Source organism: Vibrio mediterranei, assembly GCF_900088415.1.
GTDB classification, from domain to species: domain Bacteria; phylum Pseudomonadota; class Gammaproteobacteria; order Enterobacterales; family Vibrionaceae; genus Vibrio; species Vibrio mediterranei.
Genome location: NZ_FLLQ01000003.1, coordinates 364,618 through 389,797, shown reverse-complemented (window position 1 = coordinate 389,797; position 25,180 = coordinate 364,618). Strand labels below are relative to the sequence as shown.

Annotated in this window: 20 protein-coding genes; 9 read left to right on the top strand and 11 right to left on the bottom strand. The window is 44.6% G+C overall.

The window, feature by feature from the left end:
* Positions 1–93 precede the first annotated feature (93 nt).
* From chrA to VME0621_RS11660, 3 genes are all read left to right on the top strand, one after another.
* On the top strand, positions 94–1,251 hold the full coding sequence (chrA, locus tag VME0621_RS11670; protein ID WP_062457041.1) for a chromate efflux transporter: 1,158 nt from the start codon (positions 94–96) through the stop codon (positions 1,249–1,251).
* Positions 1,252–1,421: 170 nt separating this feature from the next.
* A complete protein-coding gene (locus tag VME0621_RS11665) occupies positions 1,422–2,555 on the top strand; it encodes an HD domain-containing phosphohydrolase (protein ID WP_062456883.1) in 1,134 nt (377 codons plus the stop codon).
* Positions 2,556–2,759: 204 nt separating this feature from the next.
* A complete protein-coding gene (locus VME0621_RS11660; protein ID WP_038225467.1) occupies positions 2,760–4,445 on the top strand; it encodes an AMP-binding protein in 1,686 nt (561 codons plus the stop codon).
* A gap of 41 nt (positions 4,446–4,486) precedes the next feature.
* On the opposite strand, the gene VME0621_RS11655 is transcribed toward VME0621_RS11660, so the two are convergent.
* The gene (locus VME0621_RS11655) at positions 4,487–4,702 is read right to left on the bottom strand and encodes a DUF1127 domain-containing protein (RefSeq protein WP_006071961.1); all 216 of its coding nucleotides are present in this window, start codon (positions 4,700–4,702) and stop codon (positions 4,487–4,489) included.
* 91 nt (positions 4,703–4,793) lie between these two features.
* Between VME0621_RS11655 and VME0621_RS11650 the strand changes: the two genes are divergently transcribed.
* The gene (locus tag VME0621_RS11650) at positions 4,794–5,735 is read left to right on the top strand and encodes a LysR substrate-binding domain-containing protein (RefSeq protein WP_062456880.1); all 942 of its coding nucleotides are present in this window, start codon (positions 4,794–4,796) and stop codon (positions 5,733–5,735) included.
* A gap of 55 nt (positions 5,736–5,790) precedes the next feature.
* Here the strand turns inward: VME0621_RS11650 and fusA are convergent, their stop codons facing one another.
* Together fusA and radA are read right to left on the bottom strand one after the other, a co-directional pair.
* Positions 5,791–7,872 (bottom strand): elongation factor G, encoded by a 2,082-nt coding sequence (gene fusA, locus VME0621_RS11645; RefSeq protein ID WP_038225468.1) that lies wholly within the window; start codon positions 7,870–7,872, stop codon positions 5,791–5,793.
* A 293-nt stretch (positions 7,873–8,165) separates the two neighbouring features.
* The gene (gene radA / locus VME0621_RS11635) at positions 8,166–9,545 is read right to left on the bottom strand and encodes a DNA repair protein RadA (protein WP_006071967.1); all 1,380 of its coding nucleotides are present in this window, start codon (positions 9,543–9,545) and stop codon (positions 8,166–8,168) included.
* 262 nt (positions 9,546–9,807) lie between these two features.
* Here radA and VME0621_RS11630 point away from each other — a divergent pair, with 262 nt between their 5' ends.
* Positions 9,808–12,153, top strand: a complete 2,346-nt coding sequence (locus tag VME0621_RS11630; RefSeq protein ID WP_062456877.1) for a PilZ domain-containing protein — start codon at positions 9,808–9,810, stop codon at positions 12,151–12,153.
* A gap of 51 nt (positions 12,154–12,204) precedes the next feature.
* Here VME0621_RS11630 and serB read toward each other — a convergent pair whose 3' ends face one another.
* Entirely contained in the window at positions 12,205–13,173 is a 969-nt protein-coding gene (gene serB / locus VME0621_RS11625) for a phosphoserine phosphatase (protein WP_062456874.1), read from the bottom strand.
* Between the two features lie 107 nt (positions 13,174–13,280).
* Here serB and VME0621_RS11620 point away from each other — a divergent pair, with 107 nt between their 5' ends.
* Entirely contained in the window at positions 13,281–13,880 is a 600-nt protein-coding gene (locus VME0621_RS11620) for a YtjB family periplasmic protein (RefSeq protein WP_006071972.1), read from the top strand.
* 94 nt (positions 13,881–13,974) lie between these two features.
* Here VME0621_RS11620 and deoD read toward each other — a convergent pair whose 3' ends face one another.
* The 7 genes from deoD to VME0621_RS26820 all read right to left on the bottom strand — a co-directional run bounded on the left by deoD (position 13,975) and on the right by VME0621_RS26820 (position 21,042).
* Positions 13,975–14,694, bottom strand: a complete 720-nt coding sequence (gene deoD, locus VME0621_RS11615; RefSeq protein ID WP_006071974.1) for a purine-nucleoside phosphorylase — start codon at positions 14,692–14,694, stop codon at positions 13,975–13,977.
* Between the two features lie 103 nt (positions 14,695–14,797).
* The gene (locus VME0621_RS11610; RefSeq protein WP_062456871.1) at positions 14,798–16,018 is read right to left on the bottom strand and encodes a phosphopentomutase; all 1,221 of its coding nucleotides are present in this window, start codon (positions 16,016–16,018) and stop codon (positions 14,798–14,800) included.
* A 15-nt stretch (positions 16,019–16,033) separates the two neighbouring features.
* On the bottom strand, positions 16,034–17,368 hold the full coding sequence (gene deoA / locus VME0621_RS11605) for a thymidine phosphorylase (protein ID WP_062456868.1): 1,335 nt from the start codon (positions 17,366–17,368) through the stop codon (positions 16,034–16,036).
* 85 nt (positions 17,369–17,453) lie between these two features.
* Positions 17,454–18,230: a deoxyribose-phosphate aldolase gene (gene deoC, locus VME0621_RS11600; RefSeq protein WP_006071980.1), complete on the bottom strand. Its 777-nt coding sequence runs from the start codon at positions 18,228–18,230 to the stop codon at positions 17,454–17,456.
* 449 nt (positions 18,231–18,679) lie between these two features.
* The gene (locus VME0621_RS11595) at positions 18,680–19,945 is read right to left on the bottom strand and encodes a NupC/NupG family nucleoside CNT transporter (protein WP_062456865.1); all 1,266 of its coding nucleotides are present in this window, start codon (positions 19,943–19,945) and stop codon (positions 18,680–18,682) included.
* 205 nt (positions 19,946–20,150) lie between these two features.
* Positions 20,151–20,930 (bottom strand): TatD family hydrolase, encoded by a 780-nt coding sequence (locus VME0621_RS11590; protein ID WP_006071984.1) that lies wholly within the window; start codon positions 20,928–20,930, stop codon positions 20,151–20,153.
* Positions 20,920–21,042: a DUF5363 family protein gene (locus tag VME0621_RS26820; protein WP_006071986.1), complete on the bottom strand. Its 123-nt coding sequence runs from the start codon at positions 21,040–21,042 to the stop codon at positions 20,920–20,922. Before VME0621_RS26820 ends, VME0621_RS11590 begins: the two co-directional genes overlap by 11 nt.
* 318 nt (positions 21,043–21,360) lie before the next feature.
* Here VME0621_RS26820 and VME0621_RS11585 point away from each other — a divergent pair, with 318 nt between their 5' ends.
* From VME0621_RS11585 to VME0621_RS11575, 3 genes are all read left to right on the top strand, one after another.
* Positions 21,361–22,356: a BMP family lipoprotein gene (locus VME0621_RS11585; RefSeq protein ID WP_231892935.1), complete on the top strand. Its 996-nt coding sequence runs from the start codon at positions 21,361–21,363 to the stop codon at positions 22,354–22,356.
* Between the two features lie 116 nt (positions 22,357–22,472).
* Positions 22,473–24,053: an ABC transporter ATP-binding protein gene (locus VME0621_RS11580; RefSeq protein ID WP_062456862.1), complete on the top strand. Its 1,581-nt coding sequence runs from the start codon at positions 22,473–22,475 to the stop codon at positions 24,051–24,053.
* Positions 24,050–25,180, top strand: coding sequence for an ABC transporter permease (locus tag VME0621_RS11575; protein ID WP_006071990.1), 1,131 nt, complete (start codon positions 24,050–24,052; stop codon positions 25,178–25,180). The genes VME0621_RS11580 and VME0621_RS11575 overlap by 4 nt, the downstream gene beginning before the upstream one ends.

The following is a 25,180-nucleotide window of genomic DNA, read 5'->3' as shown; positions in this document are numbered from 1 at the left end:
GCTAATCGAAATTGTTATTTTCATAAGATAGGTGCGCAGGTGTCTACGTTAAGCAAAGAAACCACAAACAACCACTCAAACAGCAATGAGTCATTGTTTGCTATATTTAAGATCTTTTTCGCTCTAGGGTGGGTCAGCTTTGGTGGTCCCGCAGCTCATATAGGTTATTTCCGCAATACCTTTGTTGAGAAACTCACTTGGCTAAGCGATGAAGAGTACGCTCAAATTGTCGCTTTAAGCCAATTTCTACCGGGCCCAGGTTCAAGCCAAGTCGGCTTTGCTGTCGGTTATCAACGCGCAGGCATTGGCGGCGGTATCATGGCATTTCTTGGCTTCACACTGCCATCGGTAATCCTTATGCTAGCCCTTGCAGCCTTGAGCAGTCAGCTTACTGAATCCAGTTACTTTCAGAGCGTGGTGCACGGCCTAAAACTCCTCGCTGTGTTAGTCGTCGCTGACGCCACGTGGGGTATGTATAAGAATTTCTGCAAGTCTAAACTCACTGTTTCTATTTGTATCGCTACTGCCATTACACTGCTTTTGTTTCAAAGTATTGCTGCGCAAATTCTGGTTTTAGTTTTAGCAGCTCTTTTAGGCGTTCGATATCTCGCAAACACAGAAACCGTAAATACCTCCAGTAAACTGTCTTTCTCCGTATTGCCATTAGCCAGCTTCGTCGTACTTCTTGTTGCTTTGCCATTTATCGGTCAATGGTCGTCATCGATAGCACTTTTCTCCGATTTCTACCAAGCAGGCAGTTTGGTATTTGGTGGCGGTCACGTGGTTCTTCCTCTGCTACAAAATATTGTGGGCGATCAATTAACGCAAGACGCTTTCTTGACGGGTTATGCCGCAGCGCAGGCTGTGCCAGGGCCAATGTTCACTTTTGCTACTTACATCGGTTATGAGCTAATGCCTTCGGCACCAGTATGGGGAGCGATTGTTGCAACACTTGGTGTCTTTGTTCCTGGCTTTTTGCTCCTTATCGGCGTATTAAAAAACTGGCAGCAGCTCGCTAAAATACCGGCGATTTCTGGTGCATTGGTGGGCGTAAACGCCGCCGTAGTTGGTTTGTTATTGTCTGCCCTATACCAGCCTGTCTTTGTTAGCGCAGTCTATGGTGCAATGGATCTTGCTTGGGTGCTTTTAGGTGCACTCCTTATGAAGCAGTTTAAACTGCCTATCGTTTGGATGGTGGTGTTCTTTGCTTTTGCAGGGTTACTATCACCAGCCGTGGTAAGTTTAATCTAAATCAATTATCACTCTGATTTTAGGTAATATTTCTCGTCAGATTTTCAGCTTAGTCATACACTAATTAATGAGGGGATTTCCCCTCATTGCTGTTTCAATTCAATAAAAGGGTTTTATATCGACAAGCAGTGATTAGGTGCTAAAACACCTACACAAACAGGGGGTGAGTTATGAGAAAGGACTGCTCTATTGGGAGCCATCATCGGAGTTCGAGCCGAGGCTCTATTAATGATGAATTAAAACGTGCTCATCATGCTATTAGCCTTCATGCTCCCGAAATCGTTAGAATCTCTGTCGCGCTCTTCGATGCCCAGCATGCTAGGTTGAGTACATTTGCACATAGTACATTACAAGGAGAGCCCCTGCTTCGATACAGTGCTCCTATTAGCGCTAACTCCGCGCTTGGACAACTGGCCTGCAAGCATAAACATCGCGTCATTAATGACCTTTCATCAGCCATTACCAATTCATCGCAACACTCACGTTGGTTGTTACAACAGCCTTATGCGGCCTCATTAACCTTACCCGTCCTCAACGATGGTCACTTTACTGGGTTACTATTTTTAGATGCAAATCAACCTCAGTTTTTCGACAATACTACGGTTGAACAATTAACCTCTTGTACCAATGAGCTAGCTAAAGCGGTCAACGAACAGCGCAGCTACGTCAATGCCATGGCTGATATGGGCTATACCGTTCGTAGTACCAATTTCGAACATCTAGATGAGAGCCTCGATCATGCTTACCGAGTCGGTCAGTACGCAAGGCTCATTGCGCTGCAAGTGGCTGAACTGTATCAACTCGATGATGAAACCATCGACTATATCGTGCACTTTGCAGAGTTACACGACATAGGTAAGTACTCTTCATTGAGTTCGAAACAGAGCTCTCCGTGGCAAGAAATGTGGCATAGCAATGTCGCAATGCAAGGACAAATTCAACAAGGGCTGAACTTAGTCAACCAGCTCGCAAAACAGATCCACGATCGGAAGCCAACCAGCATGACACTGTTAACAGATATCATCCAATATCATCATGAATATTTAGATGGTTCAGGTGCGCCAAACGGACTAAGTCATGCCGAAATTCCGATTGCTGCTCGTATTGTTACCGTTGCTAACATTTTTGATGCCCTAACCAGTCACCGTCATTACAGTGAATCTTGGTCTTTGATCCATGCATTATTGGAACTAGAAAAGATGGTCGCACTCGGCAAGATTGATAGCAATTGTGTGCACGCATTGCGCTGCCAGCAAGACGCAATCAAGCTTGTTATGTATTCCACACACATTCCTTGGCATTAAAATCTAATTGGACAATCCAAACCTTCATATTCCACTTAAAGCACATTATTGGAGCTTTTGCTCCAATAATGTGCTTGAGCCCACAATAATCCGTCATTAGCATCTTGCGGTACTTACCCATTGTGACTAGTATTGTAATGTTAACAACACATTAACATTACAATAACTATAAATTATCGTTCTACACGAAAACGGAGTTCAGGAATGATACTGCCTAATGAAAGCACTCTCTCAAGTTGTACCCTACCGCCGCCCAACGAGATGATCCTAAAGTGGGCGCAAGAAAGACCGAATGAAGTTTACTTAAAACAAATTATCAATCGTGAGTTCGTCGAATTTACTTATGCTGATGTAGCAGATAAAGCATTACGTCTTGTTTCTGCTCTTCGTAGTCTTGGCATACAGCCAGGCGAAAAGGTCGCGCTCATTTCCAAAAACTGCGCAGAGTGGTTTATTTGCGACTTGGCGATGATGCTTGGCGACTACATCAGTGTACCAATTTTCCCAACCGCTGGTGCCGATACCATCGAATACTGTCTAACGCACAGTGAAAGTAAGGTATTGATTGCAGGTAAACTTGATGATGCTAAAGCCACCACCTCTGTCATTGAATCTCTTGGTGACCTAATCACGATTTCTCTACCTTACGATACCGCGCCAGATTGCCAGCACACGTTTAATCAATTAATCGCTGATAACAAGCCAAGTGAAGAGCGCCCTGTTCATTACGACGACAAACTAATGTCGTTGGTTTATACCTCCGGTACCTCGGGGCTACCAAAGGGTGCCATGTTGACTTATGGCGCATTTAGCTGGTCGGTACAAAGACTTATCGACCATATTGGCATTGAACCCAACGATCGTCTGTTCTCTTATTTACCGCTAGCTCATATTACTGAGCGAGTGTATATCTTTGGTTCATCAGTAGTAGGAGGCGTGCAGACTGCATTCCCAGAGTCACTGGACACCTTTATCGAAGATGTGAAGATGCAGCGTCCAACACTGTTTATTTCAGTGCCGCGACTATGGACTCTGTTCCAGCAGCGTATTCAAGATAAGCTGCCACAGAAGAAACTCAACATTCTACTTAAGATACCGTTTGTCAATTCATTGATTAAGAAGAAGTTGGCAGACGGCTTAGGACTTGACCAAGCACGAGTACTTGGTTGTGGTTCCGCTCCTGTGCCTCCAGCTCTGTTAGATTGGTATCACAGCGTCGGGCTGAATATCACTGAAGCCTGGGGCATGACCGAATCTTTCGCTTACAGTACCATTAACTACCCATTTAGGGCCGACAAAATAGGTACTGTTGGTAACGCAGGCCCAGGTATTGAGCTTAAGATTGCTGAGGATGATGAAATCATGGTTCGAGGACAAGGTCTCTTCTCGGGCTACTACAAAAATGACATTGCGACTCAAGAAGCATTTGATAGCGAAGGATGGTTGCATACTGGCGATATCGGCGCTATTGATGGCGAAGGTTATCTAACCATTCAGGGTCGTAAGAAAGACACCTTCAAAACGGCTAAAGGTAAGTTTGTCGCACCTGTACCTATTGAGAAAAAGCTGGCGGAATACAGCCGTGTCGAAATGATGTGTTTAATCGGTTTAGGCTTACCAGCTCCAATCTTACTCGTTGTGCCTCACGACTTCCCTAACTTTGACAAAGCACGCTACGCACGTACCGCTGAGCGTGTCGTTAAGCGCATGAATCAAGAACTTGAGTCTCATGAGCAAATCAAAGGTGTGCTAATGGTTAAGGAACCATGGAGTATTGAGAACGGGTTACTGACACCAACACTGAAAATCAAACGCCATTTGCTTGAACAGAAGTATCATGAAGTAGGCCATAGCTGGCCTAAAGATAAACTGGTCGTTTGGGAAGAGTAACACTCATGCATACTAGATAAAGGCGACGTTAGTCGCCTTTTTTATTTGTATTGCCAAAATGGTCTTCGACTTTCTCGATTGGCCTGTTCTCTAGTCACTCCAATGTCTTCTAACAAATGATCTGGCATTTCCGATAACACTTTTCTAGTACGTTGATTCTGACGCCATTGCCTGACGTAAGTTAAGATTAACTTAGTCAACGAGCCTTTCACCGCTCTATCTTGTACATATTGATCGGAGTTGATTGTTTTATCCATTGCCTATCTCCCTATTTTTTGTATAATTTTTATGCAAAACATCAATATGTGACAAACGATCTATTTTGGCTTTGAGTTAAGGAAAACTTAAGTGAAAGAAAAGCTGCCTCCCCTTCAAGGACTTTACTATTTCTATAAAGCGGCTGAACTAGGCAGCTTTAAAGTGGCCGCCAATCGTCTGTTTGTTTCAGCGGCTGCGGTAAGTCAACAAATTCGACAGTTGGAAGAAAGCCTAGGTTGTCATTTGTTTTATCGGCAGCACAGGAAAGTGTTATTAACGCCAGAGGGCCAACAACTATATAGAGAACTTGCTAAGGGCTTTGAACATATATTCACCGGAGTTCAGAGTGTCAACCAAGATCCTAACCCCAATCGTTTGTCCATCTCGACATTGCCATCATTTGCTCAGCACTGGTTGGTGCCGAGAATACAAAGCTTTCGTCAGCAAAACCCTGATATTGCGCTTTTGATCGAGCCTAATAACCAATTGGTCTCTTTTCAGGATCAATCCGTTGATATTTGTCTACGTTATGGTGAAGGTATCTATGAGGGCGTGCAAAGCCACTTACTCATGGAAGATATTATCTACCCTGTGTGCCACCCGCTGTACCAACAGCAACACCAGATTTATGATGTTCAAGATTTGCATCGAGCCGACCTGATTGAAGATACTTGGCCGGATATGGATTGGAACTTGTGGCTACAACATGTCGGTGCACCTGTAGGCAATCGAACGCTACAATATAACGGCTCGCACTTCGTTGTCGAAGGCGCACTGTCTGTTCAAGGCGTTGGGCTTATCAAACACAGCCTAGCCTATCGCTATATCAAAGAAGGAACCCTAGTGCGAATCGGCAATTACGCACTCAAGCCTAAGTTTGCCTATTACCTGTGTGCTCCAGAGCATTACTTCAATCGACCTAAACTCAAAATCTTTATTCAATGGCTACAGCAAGAAGTCGCCGACTTTAAGCAGTGCGATATGTCTCATTTAGATATTATCGACACCAATTACGTACTCAGGCCGCTATAAAGGCAATAAAAAACCCGCCATAAGGCGGGTTTTTTTATTCAAAGGAAAAGACGAATTACTTCTTCTCTTCTTTCGCTTTAGCAATAACTTCTTCAGCAACGTTTGCTGGACATGCATTGTAGTGTGAGAACTCCATAGAGAACTGACCACGACCAGAAGTGATTGTACGTAGGTGACCGATGTAGCCGAACATCTCAGATAGAGGTACGTCAGCTTTAATACGAACACCAGTAGCACCAGCTTGTTGGTCTTTGATCATGCCACGACGACGGTTAAGGTCACCGATTACATCACCAACGTTATCTTCTGGAGAGAATACGTCAACGTGCATGATTGGCTCTAGAAGTTGAGCACCAGCTTTTGGCATAGATTGACGGAATGCACCTTTCGCTGCGATTTCGAATGCGATTGCAGACGAGTCAACTGCGTGGAAGCCACCGTCGAATAGTTCAACTTCAACGTCTAGCGTTGGGAAGCCAGCAAGAACACCGTTTTCCATCATAGATGCAAAACCTTTCTCAACTGCAGGCCAGAATTCTTTAGGTACGTTACCACCAACAACTGTTGAAGAGAACGTGAAGCCAGAGTTTGGCTCACCTGGTTTGATACGGTAGTCAATCTTACCGAACTGACCTGAACCACCAGACTGTTTCTTGTGCGTGTAGCTATCTTCAACTGCTTGAGTGATAGTTTCACGGTAAGCAACCTGTGGTTGACCTACTTCAAGCTCAACACCGTAAGTACGCTTAAGGATGTCTACTTTGATGTCTAGGTGAAGTTCACCCATACCTTTCAGGATAGTTTCACCTGAATCTTCGTCAGTCTCAACCTGGAACGATGGATCTTCTGCAACCATCTTACCGATCGCGATACCCATTTTCTCTGTAGAACCTTTGTCCTTAGGAGAAACAGCAATAGAGATTACTGGTTCAGGGAAGATCATTGGCTCAAGAGTACACTCGTGCTTAGGATCACATAGAGTGTGACCAGTCTGAACGTTCTTCATACCAACAACAGCGATGATGTCACCAGCTTGCGCAGTAGTTAGTTCGTTACGCTCGTCTGCTTGCATCTCAACCATACGGCCGATACGCTCTGTTTTACCAGTTGCAGAGTTAAGGATTGTGTCACCCTTGTTCATTACACCTGAGTAGATACGGATAAACGTTAGAGCACCGAAACGGTCGTCCATGATCTTAAATGCTAGAGCACGTAGTGGCTCATCAGCAGATACAGTTGCAACTTCGCCAGTTGGTTCACCAGTTTCTGGATCAGTTAGAGGCTGAGGTTCTACTTCAGTTGGAGCTGGTAGGTAGTCAACAACCGCGTCAAGAACTAGCTGAACACCCTTGTTCTTAAATGCAGAACCACAGAATGTTGGGAAGAATGCTAGGTCACGAGTACCTTTACGGATACAACGCTTGATATCTTCGATTGAAGGCTCTTCACCTTCCATGTACGCTTCCATTAGGTCATCGTCTTGCTCAACAGCAGTTTCGATAAGCTCTTCACGGTAAGCTTCAACGTCGTCAACCATGTCAGCTGGAACGTCTTTAACTTCGTAGTTTTCTGGAAGACCAGAGTCATCCCATACGTATGCTTTACGGCTTAGTAGGTCTACAACACCAACGAAGTCGTCTTCACGACCGATTGGAAGAACCATTATTAGTGGGTTTGCAGCAAGAACGTTCTTAACTTGATCAACTACGTTGAAGAAGTCTGCACCCATACGGTCAAGTTTGTTAACGAAGATGATACGAGATACTTCTGATTCGTTCGCATAGCGCCAGTTAGTTTCTGACTGAGGCTCAACACCACCAGAACCACAGAATACACCGATACCACCATCTAGTACTTTCAGAGAACGATATACTTCAACTGTAAAGTCAACGTGTCCAGGAGTATCGATAACGTTTAGACGGTGATCGTTCCAGAAACAGCTAACTGCCGCTGATTGGATAGTAATACCACGCTCAGCTTCCTGCTCCATGAAGTCAGTAGTTGATTCACCATCATGAACTTCACCAGTCTTATGGATTTGGCCAGTCAGTTTTAGGATACGCTCAGTTGTTGTGGTTTTACCCGCATCAACGTGCGCGAAAATACCAATATTTCTGTATTTTGATAAATCAGTCATCGTTTTACTCTGTTAATAGGATATAAAATGCGCGCAGAGTATATCACAATCTGTCAAGACGGATAGCTTTGCGTGCATTCGTATTAAAAAAAAGTTATGCCTTCGCGGCGTATTAAGGTGCCAAATAGAGCAAAACTGCCTCTAAACGCTTGTTACACCTAGCTTCATCCGTGTTGGCTACTGTTGTTAGTTCGCAGTTAATTTTAGCTGCTCTTCGTGATTTTTCGATGTCATTTCGTAAAATCATACATTTTGTTGGCGACATTCTACCTAATTTTTCACAAAAACCATCATTAAAGTTCATCGAAAGCGGAAATCGCTTCAGATAGCTTCTTAACTCCGTGGATTTGCATACCTTCAATACCGCCTTTTGGCATATTTGCCGCAGGTACAATGGCTTTCTTGAAACCGTGCTTAAACGCTTCCATTAATCGCTCTTGACCACTTGGAACCGGACGAATTTCACCCGCCAGTCCAACTTCACCAAACACGACGACATCTTTAGGTAGCGGACGGTCTCTAAAGCTTGAAAGTAACGCCATCACCAAAGCTAGGTCAGCACTGGTTTCGGTGACTTTGACACCACCAACCACATTCACAAATACATCTTGATCAGCCATTTGCAGACCGCCATGTTTATGCAAAACAGCAAGCAATAAAGACAAGCGATTTTGCTCTAAGCCAACTGCAACTCGGCGTGGGTTTGCTAGCTGGCTATAATCTACCAGTGCTTGAATCTCAACCAATAGTGGACGCGTACCTTCCCACACCACCATAACCGAGCTGCCTGACGTTTCTTCTTCACCACGAGAAAGGAAAATCGCCGAAGGGTTACTCACTTCCTTCAAACCTTGTCCCGTCATGGCGAATACGCCTAGCTCATTAACCGCACCAAAACGGTTTTTGTGGCTACGTAACGTTCTAAATCGGCTGTCCGTCCCACCGTCGAGCAACACCGAACAGTCAATAATATGCTCAAGAACCTTAGGACCTGCCAACGTGCCATCTTTAGTCACGTGACCAACAATGAAGATAGCAACGTTATTCTGTTTAGCATATCGAGTTAATGCGGTTGCCGACTCTCTTACCTGAGCCACACTGCCTGGCGACGATTGAACATCAGCCACATGCATAACTTGGATAGAGTCGATAACCATCAGCTTCGGTTGTTCCTTCTCTGCCACTTGGCAAATACGATCAACGTTGGTTTCAGACAGCATTTTTAGGTGCTCTTTTGGCAAGCCTAAACGAGACGCTCGCATGGCAACCTGCTGCAAGGATTCTTCACCCGTTACGTAAAGGGTTGGCATTTGCGACGATAACCAGCACATTGCTTGTAAAAGCAATGTCGATTTACCTGCCCCTGGGTTACCACCAATGAGGATAGCTGCCCCAGGGACCACCCCGCCACCAAGTACACGATCAAGTTCTTTAAAACCACTGGTAAATCGAGGGACCTCTTGTAAGTCAATCTCAGATAAGGTTTGGACGCTAGATTCCGTGGAACTACCTGCATAACCGGTCAAGCGTTCATTACGTGCGACTTGAGGTGATGCCGCTAAACGAACCTCACTAATGGTATTCCAACTACCACATGCGTTACATTGCCCCTGCCAACGAGGGAAGTCAGCCCCACAGTCATTACATACATAAGCTCTTTTCGCTTTTGCCATTTTTAACTCAACCCGTCACGATAATTGCTCAAACAAATGCAATCCATTGCACCCTTTATTGAGAAATGTATTAATTTTCGAAAATGTTCGGCGATAAAATTTGTCAAGAATCGACAAGAATCTAAAAATAGATCCGATAATTACCTTATATTTATCAGTAGATAACATTAAGGTTTTCGGCATGGTAGCCGATATAATAGCTTCACGCTGTGCTATTTCTTGATGACACTCATCATCTCAAAGGGACACTTTAACAAAACTCATGCAGCAACCTGAAATACTTTCCATCGCAGAACGCTTGATTTCGGCGTATCACGCTGATGACTTTGATTATGTACTTAGTCAAGTGACCGAGGGTGAATCTCCCTCGACAAAACTCTTGGTAAAAATGGAACTCAATCGCCTTATGGCCCCTTGCCATAAGCGTATTGACCTTCGTGGTCGAGTCACCAGCAATTGCCACGAGTATCAACTTAATGGGCTCGCTCACTGGCTTGATGACCGTGCATTTGATAGTTACCACAAACTGACCAAGAAATTTGGCGGCTACACCGAAGGCGTATGGGAATCGTTAGTTAATAAAAAAACCTTGAGCAATCTTGGTGATGAGCAACGCGCCGCGCATGAGGGCGAGCTGACCGATCCACAAAGTCCTTATTTGGCGGACGCCATTAACTTAGGCTACGACCTGAAGCGTAAAGAGAATCGCCTTAAACTCGAATCTCAAGTATCTATTCAATTGGAAAATGGAGACGTAGTCACTGGGCTTAGTGTCGATCTCTCCAGTTCAGGTGCCAAATTCAAAGTGCCAGGTACCTTTGATTACGACTTAGGCCAAGTGATTAGTGTTAGCTTTGACGAACTTGCCCAAACCAGTCAAGTTAAGGAAATCACCAAACCCATCGAATACCGTGTACTCGGTGTCGATGGTCTACACGGTATCTCCCCGGTTAAGTATCTAAGAACACTAAGATTGTCGCGCACTAACGCGGTGGAAATGGTGGTTGAAAAGCTACTGAATACTGAATCAAAAAAAATCCGCCACGATAACCAAGATAGGATTACCCGAGCTCGTACTCGAGGTTTCGAACACAGTTATCTTAAACACGCCTGTAACCTACCTCTATTTTTTAGCGGTAATGAACTGAAGGTGGCATTGCTAACAGAAAATAACCAAGACATTTGGCACTACTGGCATGATGAGCGCAATCAACAATCGCTGGGGGCTTTGTTTTCTCGAGAGAGAATGGATTTACTGGTCAAAGCAGGCATCAAAGGCTGTAGCAACGTACTTTATACCTTTACCCACGAACATCAGGGAATGAAACTGTTTTATTCTATGATGATGCCAGAGGCGGATCGTCAAGAGCGTCAATTGTTCTGGCATATTGGCGGACGTCGAGATAGTTGGAAAGCGTTTCGTCTCTCCGTATTTGAGCTGTCCGAAGAAGACGTCACCACGATTTCACACAACTACAGCGATCTCGTGCATGGTAATGAAAAATTGACTCACTTCGGTATTCTGCAGGAGATCAGTGATGCTAATTCAGCCGCTGACTACCTATTTACAGAAAAACCTCGTCTTCCGGCTAACAGTCTAAATCGCTTTAGACACCCAAGAAAAGTAGAAAGCCAGCCAAGAGGGTTGTATTTCGATGCGCAATCCAGACGAAAAGAACCGCGATATCAATTCAGCACGCCGCTGTTTGTTCAATGTGATGAAAACACTGTTATTCGTGGAAAAACGCTCGACTTGTCTAAACGTGGTGCAAGCATAGAGCTATTGGAACCGTTGCCTGTCAAAACAGGAGCATTAATCTCGATAGATTACTTGGAGCTGAAACGCTATAACGACAGATTGCCATTGAACCGAGTCCCCTATGAGGTGGTTCGGTTATCCCAGGATCGCAAAACCGTACATTTATCGATTGTCGAATCCGGCAAAACCATCAAGACCATCGCCTTTTTCAATGGCATGATTGATAACAACCAAGATAAGCTGATCGCTAAACAAGAGCTGCTTCCAAGTCCCGCTTTACTGGAATCATTGCATAACGTCTTATTGGCTAAAATGGTCTCAACACCTATCTATATCGATAAACGAGGGACCTCTATAAAGAGTCGCACTGTTGGCGTCAATTTCCCTCTGCCAGGCTATATGCAGTTCTTGGAGCGAATTGGCCACAATCAAAAATTTGCCTTAGAACCTATTTTTAAAGGACGCAGCAATACGTTAATTGCAGAACCGATGAAGAAGAAGCCCGGAGCAAAGCCGGTCTATCACGAACTGTATATTGGAGTATTGAAACTAGGGCAACGTATTCAGTCGATTCATACCAAATTACGCGAAGACTTTGAGTCCACCCAAAGCCGGATTAAGTTCATTAAAGATGCGCTAAGTATGGGCGAACTCTACGTGTTAAGAATTTCCTCTGGTCCGGTGTATGATGCTTTGACAACCTTGATGAAGAAAGACATCAATGAACTGCTTTCGTTGAGTTTGAGCCACGCTCGCAACTTAGAAAATGAGATGACATCAATTTGCGGCTATTGCGAGCTTATCGACATTACAGAAGAAGTATTGATTCGCCTAGAGCTGAATCATTAAGTTTCCCAAAAAAAACAAAGGGCGCTCAATGCGCCCTTTGTTATCTTTCACTTACCAGTTGATTCGTTTTTGTCTTGCGAGTAACCCTGACAGCACACACACAATCCCACCTAAACCTGCATGGTTAATGGCTACCTGTGCCTGAGCTTCAACTTTAGGTTTTGCGTGATACGCAATACCTAAACCAGCCGCCGCCATCATCACCAAGTCATTGGCACCATCACCCACGGCAATGGTGTTATGCGGCTCCACATCATACTCTTCAGCTAACTCTAGCAAGATGTCTGCTTTAGTTTGTGCTGAGACGACATCCCCAAGCACTTCGCCAGTCAGTTTGCCATTTTCAATCGCCAACGTATTTGATTGAGCAAAATCCAAATTCAATTTCTGCTTTAAGAAATCAGAAAAATAGGTAAATCCACCAGACGCAATCGCCGTTTTCCAGCCATAAGACTGAAGAGTTTTCAGCATTTCTTCTAACTCTGGCATTAATGGCAACTGTGAACGAACGCTCTCAAGAATCGCTTCATCTGCATCTTTTAATGCTGCAACACGTTGGCGCAAACTTGCCTCAAAATCCAACTCTCCTTGCATCGCTCGCTCTGTTACTTCTGCAACCTGCTCACCTACTCCAGCAAGTTTGGCGATCTCGTCAATACACTCAATCTGAATGGCGGTCGAGTCCATATCCAAGACAATCACACCCGGCTTATTGAGGTCGGGAACATCATACAGTGCTGCGCAATCCACTTTGAGCTCATTCAGAATCACTTTATGGTCGGCGGTTAACTGGCCATCCATCAGTGCCACTTCATATTGCCCAACCTGCCAAATGTCGAGAATTCGGCTGGTTTCACCGATATAGAAATCCATATCATTGAAAATATCAGGAGACAAATAATGAGAATACATAATCCAACTGGCTTTATTTTTCTCCAGTTGATGAGACGTGAGTGTCTCAGGGAAACGTTCCTTCAATGGAATACGTTTGGTAATCGCTAACGGCTTTACAGCGTCCATGGCTAATCCTTCCTTTAAAAAGCTCCTAAAACGTTAACCTATTGCAATTTGGTTGTGCAAGCATCAATATGAACCAATCAGTAATTTCATAGTACTTTTAAACTTATATGGACGGTTCGCTGTTTTCGTTTCGCAACTTTTTGAGGTTAGTAGCGCTTTGCTTAATCGCTGCTATGGTGTTCTTCATCACGACTAATAGCTTTGTTATCAGTAAAGGTAACGAGCGCATTCAAGCGAATCAGTTAGAAGTGCTTTCTAAAGTTCTGATTTCTCAGGCCTCACTCTCTGCTAGACAGATGCTGATTGATCAAGACCAAGAGCGTTTAGGCGCTCTGACCAACCAGTTAGCACAAGAACGTCTGGTGTTAGATGCGACCGTTTATGATTCTGAGGGGGTCAAAATTGCCGCCAGTACAGACGCAAAAACGGCGCGCGAAGTCCTAGGGCTCGATACTCCACTCTCAACTGCCAGCATTGGCCGCCAACAGCTAGTCGAGCCAATCATCAACGATCATACCATCATAGGTTTTGTTCGAATCACCTTTGAAACTGGTAAGGTAACCGCAATTTCCGATCATCACTACCGCAAGAGTGATCGCTTTATGTATATGATGATCTTGATGAGTTTTATCTCTGGTGTGCTACTGATGGTCATCCTTAGAAAACAACCAAAAACCAAAGGCGAGAATTTACTGCTCAAGCAATAGAATGCTCGTGTACCTTTTGAAAACATAAGCCATTCCCAGATACAAAAAAGCCTCGCACAAGCGAGGCTTTTTTACAACGTTATTAGCGTCTTGCTTATTCTGCGTCACCTAGCAAAACAGAATCTAGAGCAATCTCCATCATTTCATTAAATGTGGTTGCACGCTCATCAGAGGTCGTTTGCTCACCAGTCTTGATATGGTCAGATACGGTGCAGATAGCCAGTGCTTTTGCTCCGTATTCTGCTGCGACACCGTAGATGCCTGCCGCTTCCATCTCAACACCAACAATGCCATATTTGTCCATTACATCGAACATTTCAGGATCAGGAGTGTAGAACAGCTCAGCAGAGAATAGGTTACCCACTTTTACGTTAATACCGCGAGCTTTTGCCGCTTCTTCAGCGTTCTTCACCATGTTGTAGTCAGCAATCGCCGCAAAGTCATGGTTCTTAAAGCGAATACGGTTCACTTTAGAATCAGTACATGCGCCCATACCAATAACAACGTCGCGCACTTTGATGTCTTCGTTAACCGCACCGCAACTACCTACACGGATAATCTTCTTAACACCAAAATCTTTGATCAGTTCAGTAACGTAAATAGAGCATGATGGAATACCCATACCGTGACCCATTACAGAGATACGACGACCTTTGTAAGTGCCTGTGTAGCCATACATATTACGTACGTCACACACTTGTACCGCATCATCCAAAAACGTATCAGCAATGTATTTTGCGCGAAGTGGATCGCCCGGCATCAATACTACGTCTGCAAAATCACCCATTTCCGCATTAATGTGAGGAGTAGCCATGACTGTTTCCCTTTATTCTCAGTGCTTGTTCCTAGGACTTAGTGCCTAGAGATATGTTAAATGTACAACGCTCAAGTGATACTTGAGCGTTGTTCGTTAATGATTATAGGAAGTTCTTTCCGTAATCCATTGAGGATGTACCAAAGTAACTTGCAAGGCTTTGACCAATATCAGCAAAGCTATCACGAAGACCTAAAGAACCTGCTGGAACCTTGTGACCATAAACGATAACAGGAATGTGTTCACGTGTATGGTCAGTACCTGGCCAAGTTGGGTCACAACCATGGTCAGCCGTCAGAATAAGAACATCGTCTTCTTCCATCAATTCGATTACTTCGTGAATACGAGAATCGAAGTACTCAAGCGCAGCCGCATAACCCGCCACATCACGACGGTGACCATACGCAGAATCAAAATCAACAAAGTTAGTGAAAACGATCGTGTTGTCGCCCGCTTCTTTGATTTGCTCTTTGGTTGCTTCAAATAGCGCTGGAATGCCTGTGGCTTTCACTTTCTTAGTGATACCGCAGTTCGCGTAAATATCAGCAATCTTACCGATAGATACCACTTGTCCCTGCTTCTCTTCAACAAGCTTCGATAACACGGTTGGCGCTGGCGGTTCAACAGAAAGGTCACGACGGTTACCCGTACGCTCAAATTGCCCTTTACCTGGACCAATAAATGGACGCGCGATAACACGACCAATATTGTAATCCTCAAGCTCTTCACGAGCGATTTGGCAAAGCTCAAGCAGACGATCTAAACCATAAGTTTCTTCATGACATGCAATCTGGAAAACTGAATCCGCTGACGTATAGAAGATAGGTTTGCCCGTCTTCATATGCTCTTCGCCTAAGTCATCAAGTACTTGAGTCCCTGATGCGTGACAGTTACCTAAAAAGCCGTCTAAACCTGCACGTTCTAGAATGCGGTCAGTCAACTCTTTCGGGAAACTATTTTGCTTATCAGTGAAGTAACCCCAATCAAACAAAACAGGAACACCAGCAATTTCCCAGTGACCAGACGGAGTATCTTTACCTGACGATAACTCTGCTGCGTGACCATAAGCACCGATAATTTCGACGTCATCACGAAGGCCCTGTGCCAAAGCACCTGTAGACTCTTTATGCGCCATGGCTAGGCCGAGCTTGCTCAAATTCGGTAGCTTTAGCTCACCGCTGCGCTGATCGTTATCAGCTAAACCTTTTGCACACTGCTCTGCAATATGACCCAGTGTATCTGAGCCTACATCACCAAATTGCTCAGCATCGGCTGCTGCGCCAATACCAAATGAATCTAATACTAAAATAAATGCGCGTTTCATAATTTCTCCTCACGCTTATGCGAGATCTTCCGCTCGAATCTGGCGGTACACACAAGGCGTTTCTACGTAAGCTTGCTCACCGATTGTCATTGCGGCTTTCAATGCATTTGCTGCTTCTTGCCATTGCGCTTCGTTACGCGCATGGATAACAGCTAGTGGCTTGTCTGCACTTGCTGTCTCGCCTAATCGAATAAATTGGTCAAAGCCTACCGCGTAGTCGATGGTATCTGTTGCCACGCGGCGACCACCACCCATGCCAACTACAGCCATACCGATTGCTCGAGTATCCATCGCTGAAACAATACCTTCATTGTCAGCGTATACTGGCTTGATAATTTCTGCTTTTTCTAGATAATTATCGTAGTTTTCAATGAAGTCTGCAGGGCCGCCTAAACCTTTGACCATTTTGCCAAAGCACTCAGCCGCCTTACCGTTATCAAGTACTTCATTCAGCTTAGCTTCTGCTTGCTTAGTGTTCTCAGCTAACTTCGCTAGCACCAACATTTCGCTACAAAGTGCCATCGTCACTTCATACAAACGTGGGTTGCGGTATTCACCCGTCAAGAATTGTACTGCCTCACGAACCTCAACTGCATTACCTGCAGAAGAAGCAAGCACTTGATTCATATCGGTAAGGATAGCCGTAGTCTTAGTACCAGCACCGTTAGCTACGGCAACGATAGAGTTGGCTAACTCTTCTGATGCTTCATAAGTTGGCATGAAAGCACCAGAACCGACTTTTACATCCATCACTAGTGATTCAAGACCTGCCGCCAGTTTCTTCGATAAGATAGACGCAGTAATCAGAGAGATATTGTCAACCGTTGCAGTGATATCACGAGTCGCATAAACACGCTTATCAGCCGGCGCAAGATCGCCAGTTTGACCGATAATCGCTACACCAGCGTCTTTAGTCACTTCACCAAACACGTCATTGGTTGGCGTAATGTCATAGCCAGGAATAGATTCTAGTTTGTCCAGCGTGCCACCTGTATGACCCAGACCGCGACCAGAAATCATCGGTACAAAGCCACCACATGCAGCAATCATAGGACCAAGCATTAGTGATGTTACATCACCAACGCCACCTGTTGAGTGTTTATCAACAATCGGACCACCGAAGTTCATGTGGCCCCAATCGATAACCATGCCAGAATCACGCATTGCACATGTAAGAGCAATACGCTCTGGCATAGTCATTTCATTAAAAAAGATGGTCATTGCAAAGGCAGCAATCTGCCCTTCAGATACGGTGTCCTTGGCAACACCTTGGATAAAGAAGTTAATTTCTTCAGCAGTTAGTTCTTGGCCATCACGTTTTTTACGAATAATTTCTTGTGGTAAATACATTAGTACCTCCCCAGTCTAAGCTTGGGTTGTAGGGATAGAGGGAATAGTGGTGGCTGGAAATCAGCCACCAACAAAAAGATTCAGATTAATATGCAGATGGATCTGCAGTTTCGTCTGTTACTTCTAATGTATTCAGGAGATTAGTTAGAAGGCTAGAGGCACCAAAGCGGTAGTGCATGTTGTCTGCCCAATCTGCACCTAAAATGTCATCAGCCATTGCTAGATAAGCAGCAGCATCTTCCGCAGTACGAACGCCACCTGCTGGCTTGAAGCCAACTTTCTCAGCAACGCCCATATCACGAATCACTTCTAACATCATGCGCGCGTACTCAGGAGTAGCGTTAACTGGCACTTTACCTGTTGATGTTTTGATAAAGTCCGCGCCTGCTTTGATACAGATTTCTGAAGCTTTCTTGATAAGCGCTTCTTCTTTAAGCTCACCAGTTTCGATGATCACTTTTAGAAGGATATCACCACACGCTTCTTTACATTGCTTAACAAGTTCGAAGCCTACTTCTTCGTTGCCTGCCATCAGTGCGCGGTATGGGAATACAACGTCCACTTCGTCTGCACCGTATGCAACAGCTGCTTTAGTCTCAGCTACCGCAATTTCAATGTCATCGTTACCGTGAGGGAAGTTAGTCACAGTTGCGATACGTACTTCTGGTGTACCTTGTTCGCGTAGCGTTTTCTTTGCAATAGGAATAAAGCGAGGATAAATACAGATCGCCGCCGTGTTACCCACTGGCGATTTTGCGTCATGACATAGTGCGATCACTTTTTCATTAGTGTCGTCATCATTTAGCGTGGTTAGATCCATAAGTTTTAGTGCACGTAGAGCTGCTGCTTTTAAATCGCTCATTTCTATCTCCGGTCAATATATTCAATTAATTACCTGACAAACTCGTCAGCAATAAATGAACGGACTTGGTTCCTTGAAGACTCGGTTCAGCTATTAGGTTAAAGCCGAATACCAATTGCTATCCTTGTCACCGCACAGTACCTGCTCGTTAAAATCACCTGATTCCTATCTTGGTGAGAACTGGCTCTGGCTACATAAAGCTTCGCGAAAACACGAAAGAATTACTTAGTAGCCTATACAGTATAGGACTCTCGTTCAAAACGGTAGAGCTGATTAAAACGCAAACGGTTTGCTTCTCAAAAAACTTCCATTCAGTCGTTGAATCGCTTATCCAGTAACGATTCATTAGGAATTATCTGGCTCCTAAAACCAAAAAAGCCCCGCAGCAATTTCTTGCTACGGGGCGATTTAATACGGCGTCTATATACTAATAACCTTTACGCGAGCAATTACATGCCAGCTAGGCTTAGACAGAAACCAGCAATCGTTGCTGCCATCAAGTTAGATAGCGTACCTGCGATTACTGCTTTCACACCCATGCGTGCGATATCACCACGACGCTTAGGCGCAAGGCTACCCAGACCACCTAGAAGGATTGCGATAGAAGAAAGGTTCGCAAAACCACATAGAGCGAATGAGATGATTGCCTTAGTTTTCTCAGAAAGAACAACTGGTGCTGCGTCACCTAAGTATGGTGCGAAGTTCGCGTATGCTACGAATTCGTTCGCAACAGTCTTCATACCGATGAACTCACCAGCGATTGTCGCTTCAGACCATGGCACACCTAGTAGGAATGCTAGTGGTGAGAAGATCCAACCTAGAATCATTTCTAGACGTAGTTCTGGCATACCGATCCAGCCACCGATGCCGCCAAGCATACCGTTAACTAGGGCGATAAGGCCGATGAATGCGATTAGCATTGCACCTACGTTAAGAGCTAGTTGAAGACCTGCAGATGCACCGCCCGCTGCTGCGTCGATAACGTTAGCTGGCTTGTCTTCACCTTCCGCTTCCATACTGTGAAGCTGGTCAATTGGCTCATCAGTTTCTGGCTTGATGATCTTAGCAAACAGAAGACCACCAGGTGCTGCCATGAATGATGCTGCTACTAGGTACTCGATTGGTACGCCCATTGACGCGTAACCCGCAAGTACACCACCAGCGATAGAAGCTAGACCACCACACATTACAGCGAATAGCTCAGATTGAGTCATCTTAGGCACGAAAGGACGTACAACAAGTGGAGCCTCAGTTTGACCTACGAAGATGTTTGCCGCAGCAGACATAGATTCCGCACGAGATGTGCCTAGTGCTTTTTGCAGACCGCCACCAAGAATCTTGATAACCCACTGCATTACACCTAGGTAGTAAAGTACCGAGATAAGCGCAGAGAAGAAGATCAGTGTCGGTAGTACACGGAATGCGAAGATGAAACCGCCGCCGCCGAATACTTCGAACATCTTGTCAGAAACAAGACCACCGAATAGGAATGACGTACCGTCGTTGCCGTAGTTAATCACGCTAGATACAGCGTCAGAGAAGCTACGTAGGATCTCTTGACCCCAAGGTACATAAAGAACAAACGCACCAAGTGCAAATTGGATAGCAAAAGCGCCAGCCACAGTTCTGATATTAATAGCTTTGCGGTTATCCGATAGAAGTACTGCGATAAGAATCAGTACAACCATACCAACCAGGCTCATAAACAGGCTCATAGTTTATGACTTCCTTATATTTAATAATTTGGCGTGTAACAAAATTTGAAGCTCAAAAGCGGGGGCGATTATACAAACCCACAGAAAAGAAAGTAGTACCCCCCTCACACTTTCGTCTTGAACACATAAAAGATACACGTCATTTTGCGATCATGATCACAATTCATCTCTGCAAACGTTTTCGAATTCACAATTAACAGCATATTTAGTCACAAAAATTAAACGTCAATTTGCTATTTTTTAGTAGCTGTGACGTAACCGTTTGCTCATTTTCACTTCTCAGCATGTTTAACGATGATAGAACCATGTTTACCATTTTGGGCTCATTAGGCTGACCTTGATATCCATAAAGAGGCATATCAGGCGCATCCGTCTCTAGTAACAAACTTTCTAGTGGAAGATTAATGATAGTTGAGCGTGTTTTTTGCGCTCTTTCGTAGGTAATGACACCACCGACACCTATTTTTAAACCGAGATTGACGTAATCCATCGCTTGTTGGTAGCTGCCACTGAATCCATGAATAACGCCACTATATAGAGGAGGGTTCTGTTTCAATAAGGCAATAAGATCTTGGTGTGCTTTCCTGCAATGAAGAATAATGGGTAGTTGGTACTGGTTGGCAATACGAATTTGCTCACTAAGAAGTGATTTTTGTAGAAGCTCGTTTTCTCTACCTTGATAGAAGTCGAGACCACACTCTCCTAATGCGACAAACTTTTGGTTGTTTTTCAACTCAGCAACACGTTGCTCTAGGCGAGCAATAGAGCCATCATCCACTTCCTCAAGAAACAAAGGATGAAACCCTAAAGCGAAATACACCATTGCATGCTCACTGGCTAACTTATTTATGGCCAGCCAATTTTGCTCATTAATACCAGGTACAACGATAGCGGCAACTTGAGCCTTTGCTGCCTCTAATAGTACTTGGTTTATGTCTTTTTTCTTTGCCAATAGATCGAGGTGGCAATGGCTATCAATCACCATCTTTTGGCTCTTTTCGGTAAGGCACGCAACTACGTTTATTCTCTGGTGTGAGTCCTAATGAGGCACACCAATCATCGTATTTTTTAAGCCACTTTTTGAGCAATTCAACCATGGTAAATTTACCTAAATAAATGTAATCGATTGCAATCGATATTATCTCAAATCCTTATGTTACAAAGGATAGCGCAATAGTTAGAGTTTTATCACTAAGTTGTGACTTACCCCTCAATGCTGTGATAGAAGCGGTTTTTTTTCATATACGCAAACGATAAAATGTTGCCTATTGTTTGTAAACCACACAAATTGTCTCTATCGTCATTTCTGTGTCGTTTACATACGACCATTTTCTAGGCACCTAAAAACTGGAATGAGCCTAGCCTATCGAATCGTCAATGATGCTCTATCATTCGACACTACAAGGGAATTGATCGTGAAAAAAACTATTCTAAAAATGTCTGCGCTCGCAGTAGCAGTAGCTTCATTTGGTGCATTCGCAGCGAAACCAGCAGTGGTATACGATACAGCCGGTAAATTTGACAAATCATTCAACGAAGCTGTTTTCCAGAACGGTGTAAAAGTATTTAATGCAGACAAAGGCATTAAAGTTCGTGAATTTGAACCTCAAAACGAAGCGCAACGTGAGCAAGGCCTTCGTCGCTTGGCAAGCCGTGGCTTCACTCCTATTGTTGCTGTTGGCTTCAACATGGCATCAGCTGTAGAAAAAGTTGCCACTGAATTCCCTGATATTCAATTTACCATCATCGATATGGTCGTTGATAAGCCAAACGTTCAATCTATCGTCTTTAAAGAGCACGAAGGTTCTTTCCTTGTAGGTGCGTTGGCAGCAAAAGCTTCTAAAACTGGCAAAGTAGGTTTTGTTGGTGGCATGGATATCCCATTGATTCGTAAGTTCGAATGTGGCTACCGTCAAGGTGCACAATACGCGAACCCAGAAATCGAAACATTCCAAAACATGACAGGTTCTACTCCAGCAGCCTTCGCTGACCCAGCGAAAGGTTCAGAGCTTGCTAAATCTCAATTCTCTAAAGGCGTTGACGTTATCTACGCAGCAGCTGGCGGTACTGGCATGGGTGTATACCAAGCAGCTAAAGATGCTGGTAAATACGCAATCGGTGTTGACTCAAACCAAAACCACCTTCAACCAGGCACTATGCTGACATCTATGGTTAAGAAAGTCGGTGTTGCTGCATACAATACTTGGGACGACGCTGAAAACGGTACTTGGGAAGCAGGCATCAAAGTACTTGGCCTAAAAGAAGGCGCAGTTGAGTGGGCTTACGACGAGTACAACAAAGACCTAATCACACCTGAAATGAAAGCATACCTAGATACGCTTCAAGCGGACATCATCGCTGGCAAGATCGAAGTTCACGACTACATGTCTGACAACACGTGTAACTTCTAAGCGTCCTAGCTCAGAATGAAAGACTCAGCTTATTTTATTTTATTATCAATAAGCTGAGTAAACATAACAACGCCGCTGCCTAAAAACAGCGGCGTATAATTATAAGGCAGTATCTAGTGACAAACGGACAATCTATTGCCATTGAACTTAAGCAGATAGATAAACGCTTTGGAGCCGTTCACGCTAACCGAGCTATCGATCTTAGAGTTCCTCAGGGCACGATTCACGGCATCATTGGTGAAAATGGTGCTGGCAAGTCCACTCTTATGAGTATTATTTACGGATTTTATCATGCTGATGCTGGTGAAATGACAGTGAACGGCGCTCCTTACAAGCCCGCTAACTCTCAGGAAGCAATCAAAGCAGGAATTGGCATGGTCCACCAACACTTTATGTTAGTGGAAACATTTACCGTATTAGAGAACATTGTTCTCGGTGCCGAAGATGGATGGCAGCTAAATGAAAGTTTAGGTAAAGCGCGCAAAAAGTTGAAAGCGCTAGCACAGGATTACGGGCTCGAAGTTCCCCTTGATGCCGTTGTAGGCGAGCTACCTGTTGGTCTTCAGCAACGTGTCGAAATCTTAAAAGCGCTGTATCGTGGCGCAAAAATCCTGATTCTTGATGAGCCAACAGGTGTACTCACTCCACAAGAAGCCGATCACCTTTTCCGCATCTTAGATAAACTTCGCGCTCAAGGTACTACTATCATGATCATCACGCATAAGCTGCGTGAAGTCCTAGCGATTACCGACAATATTTCGGTAATGCGCCAAGGCACAATGGTCGAGCACGTGGTGACGGCGAAAACGAACAAAGAGCAACTGGCAGAACTAATGGTGGGACGCAAGGTTCGCCTAAAAGTGGATAAATCTGAAGCGAATCCGAAGAAAGAGCTTATCAAAGTTGATCAGTTACAGTTTTTTGATGACGCAGGTGTTGAGCGTGTCAAAAGTATCAGCTTTGGTGTCAGACAGGGTGAAGTCGTTGGTATTGCTGGTGTTTCTGGTAATGGTCAATCAGAAATACTTGGTCTGCTATCTGGGATTATTAAGCCTTATTCCGGCAGCATTGACATTAACGGTAGCCATATCGACAAACATCACCCTCTCGATCCTCAACAGGTACGTGCTATTGGTGTAGGTCATATTCCTGAAGACCGTCATAAGCAGGGTCTTATCAACAAATTTGAAGCTCAAGAAGCGTATATCCTGGGCTACCACCACTTACCACAATACAACAAAGGCTTACTGCAAGATAAGCAAGCCATTAAAGAGTGTTGTCAGAAGAGCATGGATAAGTGGGATGTTCGTCCTAACGACACCACATTAAAAACCGCAAACTTTTCCGGTGGTAACCAACAGAAGCTAGTCATCGCGCGCGAAATGGAACAGAACCCAGATGTGCTTTTGGTCGGCCAACCAACTCGTGGGGTAGATATCGGTGCTATCGAATACATCCACCAGCAAATCATTGCTGCACGTGACGAAGACAAAGCTGTCTTGCTGGTCTCGGTTGAGCTAGATGAAATCCTAAGCCTATCTGATCGCATTTTAGTGGTCTTTGATGGCTCTATCGTGGGTGAAGTATCCATTGAAGATGCCGATGAGAAAACGCTGGGATTAATGATGGCCAATATCATGCCTGAGCATCTTAAAGCATCCAAGGAACACGCAGAGCCACAAGGAGAAAGCGCATGAGCCAAGCAAAAGTACCCGCTTGGGTAACCGTGGCACTGCTGCCAGCCATCAACGTATTAGTTGCGTTTTTGGTGTCGGCTCTGCTGTTTATTTATATCGATATTAACCCAATTGACGCGGCAAAAGTCATGTGGACAGGAGCCTTTGGCTACGCAGAAGGCTTTGGGTACACCATGTACTACGCGACAGGCTTTATCTTTACCGGTCTTGCTGTAGCCGTCGCCTTCCATGCTGGCTTATTCAATATTGGGGGTGAAGGGCAAGCGTATATCGGTGGTTTGGGCGTTGGCTTGGTCTGTTTGACTCTAGGTGAATACGCACCGTGGTATATCGTCTTCCCAGTTGCCATCATTGCTGGCGGTTTATTTGGTGCTGCGTGGGCGTTTATTCCAGCTTACCTTCAAGCAAAACGCGGTTCCCATATCGTAATCACGACTATCATGTTCAACTTCATCGCCTCTTCGTTAATGGCGTATCTACTAGTTGATATCTTGAAGCCTGAAAACACGATGGCAACAGAAAGCCGTGTGTTCGCAGTCTCAAGCTGGTTACCAAAGATGCATGAAATGCTCGCTGTGGTCGGTATTGAAATGGCACCAAGCCCAATGAACTTGAGCTTCATTTTTGCGCTCTTGTGTTGTGTGTTTGTCTGGCTATTTATGTGGCACTCACGTTGGGGTTACGAAATCCGCTCTGTCGGCTCAAATCCATCAGCTGCAAGCTATGCAGGTATTAAATATGTAAAAATCATTGTCCTTACCATGCTTATCTCAGGCATGTTAGCGGGCTTCTTTGGTTTGAATGTATTACAAGGCGAGCTGCATCAAATCAAACTCAACTTCGTTGAAGGTTTTGGCTTTACTGGTATTGCGGTTGCTTTAATGGGGCGTAACCACCCTATCGGTGTTCTATTAGCAAGTTTGTTGTTCGGCTTCCTGTATCAAGGTGGTGCTGAGCTAAGTTTTGAGTACGGCGTTGACCGAAATATCGTTGTGGTATTGCAAGGTCTGGTGATTCTATTCTCAGGAGCACTAGAGCACATGTTCCGTCCTTCACTAGAACGTACTTACCTCAAACTTTTTGGCAGCAAAAACAATGAGCAACAAGCAGAGAAAGGAGTCGCTTGA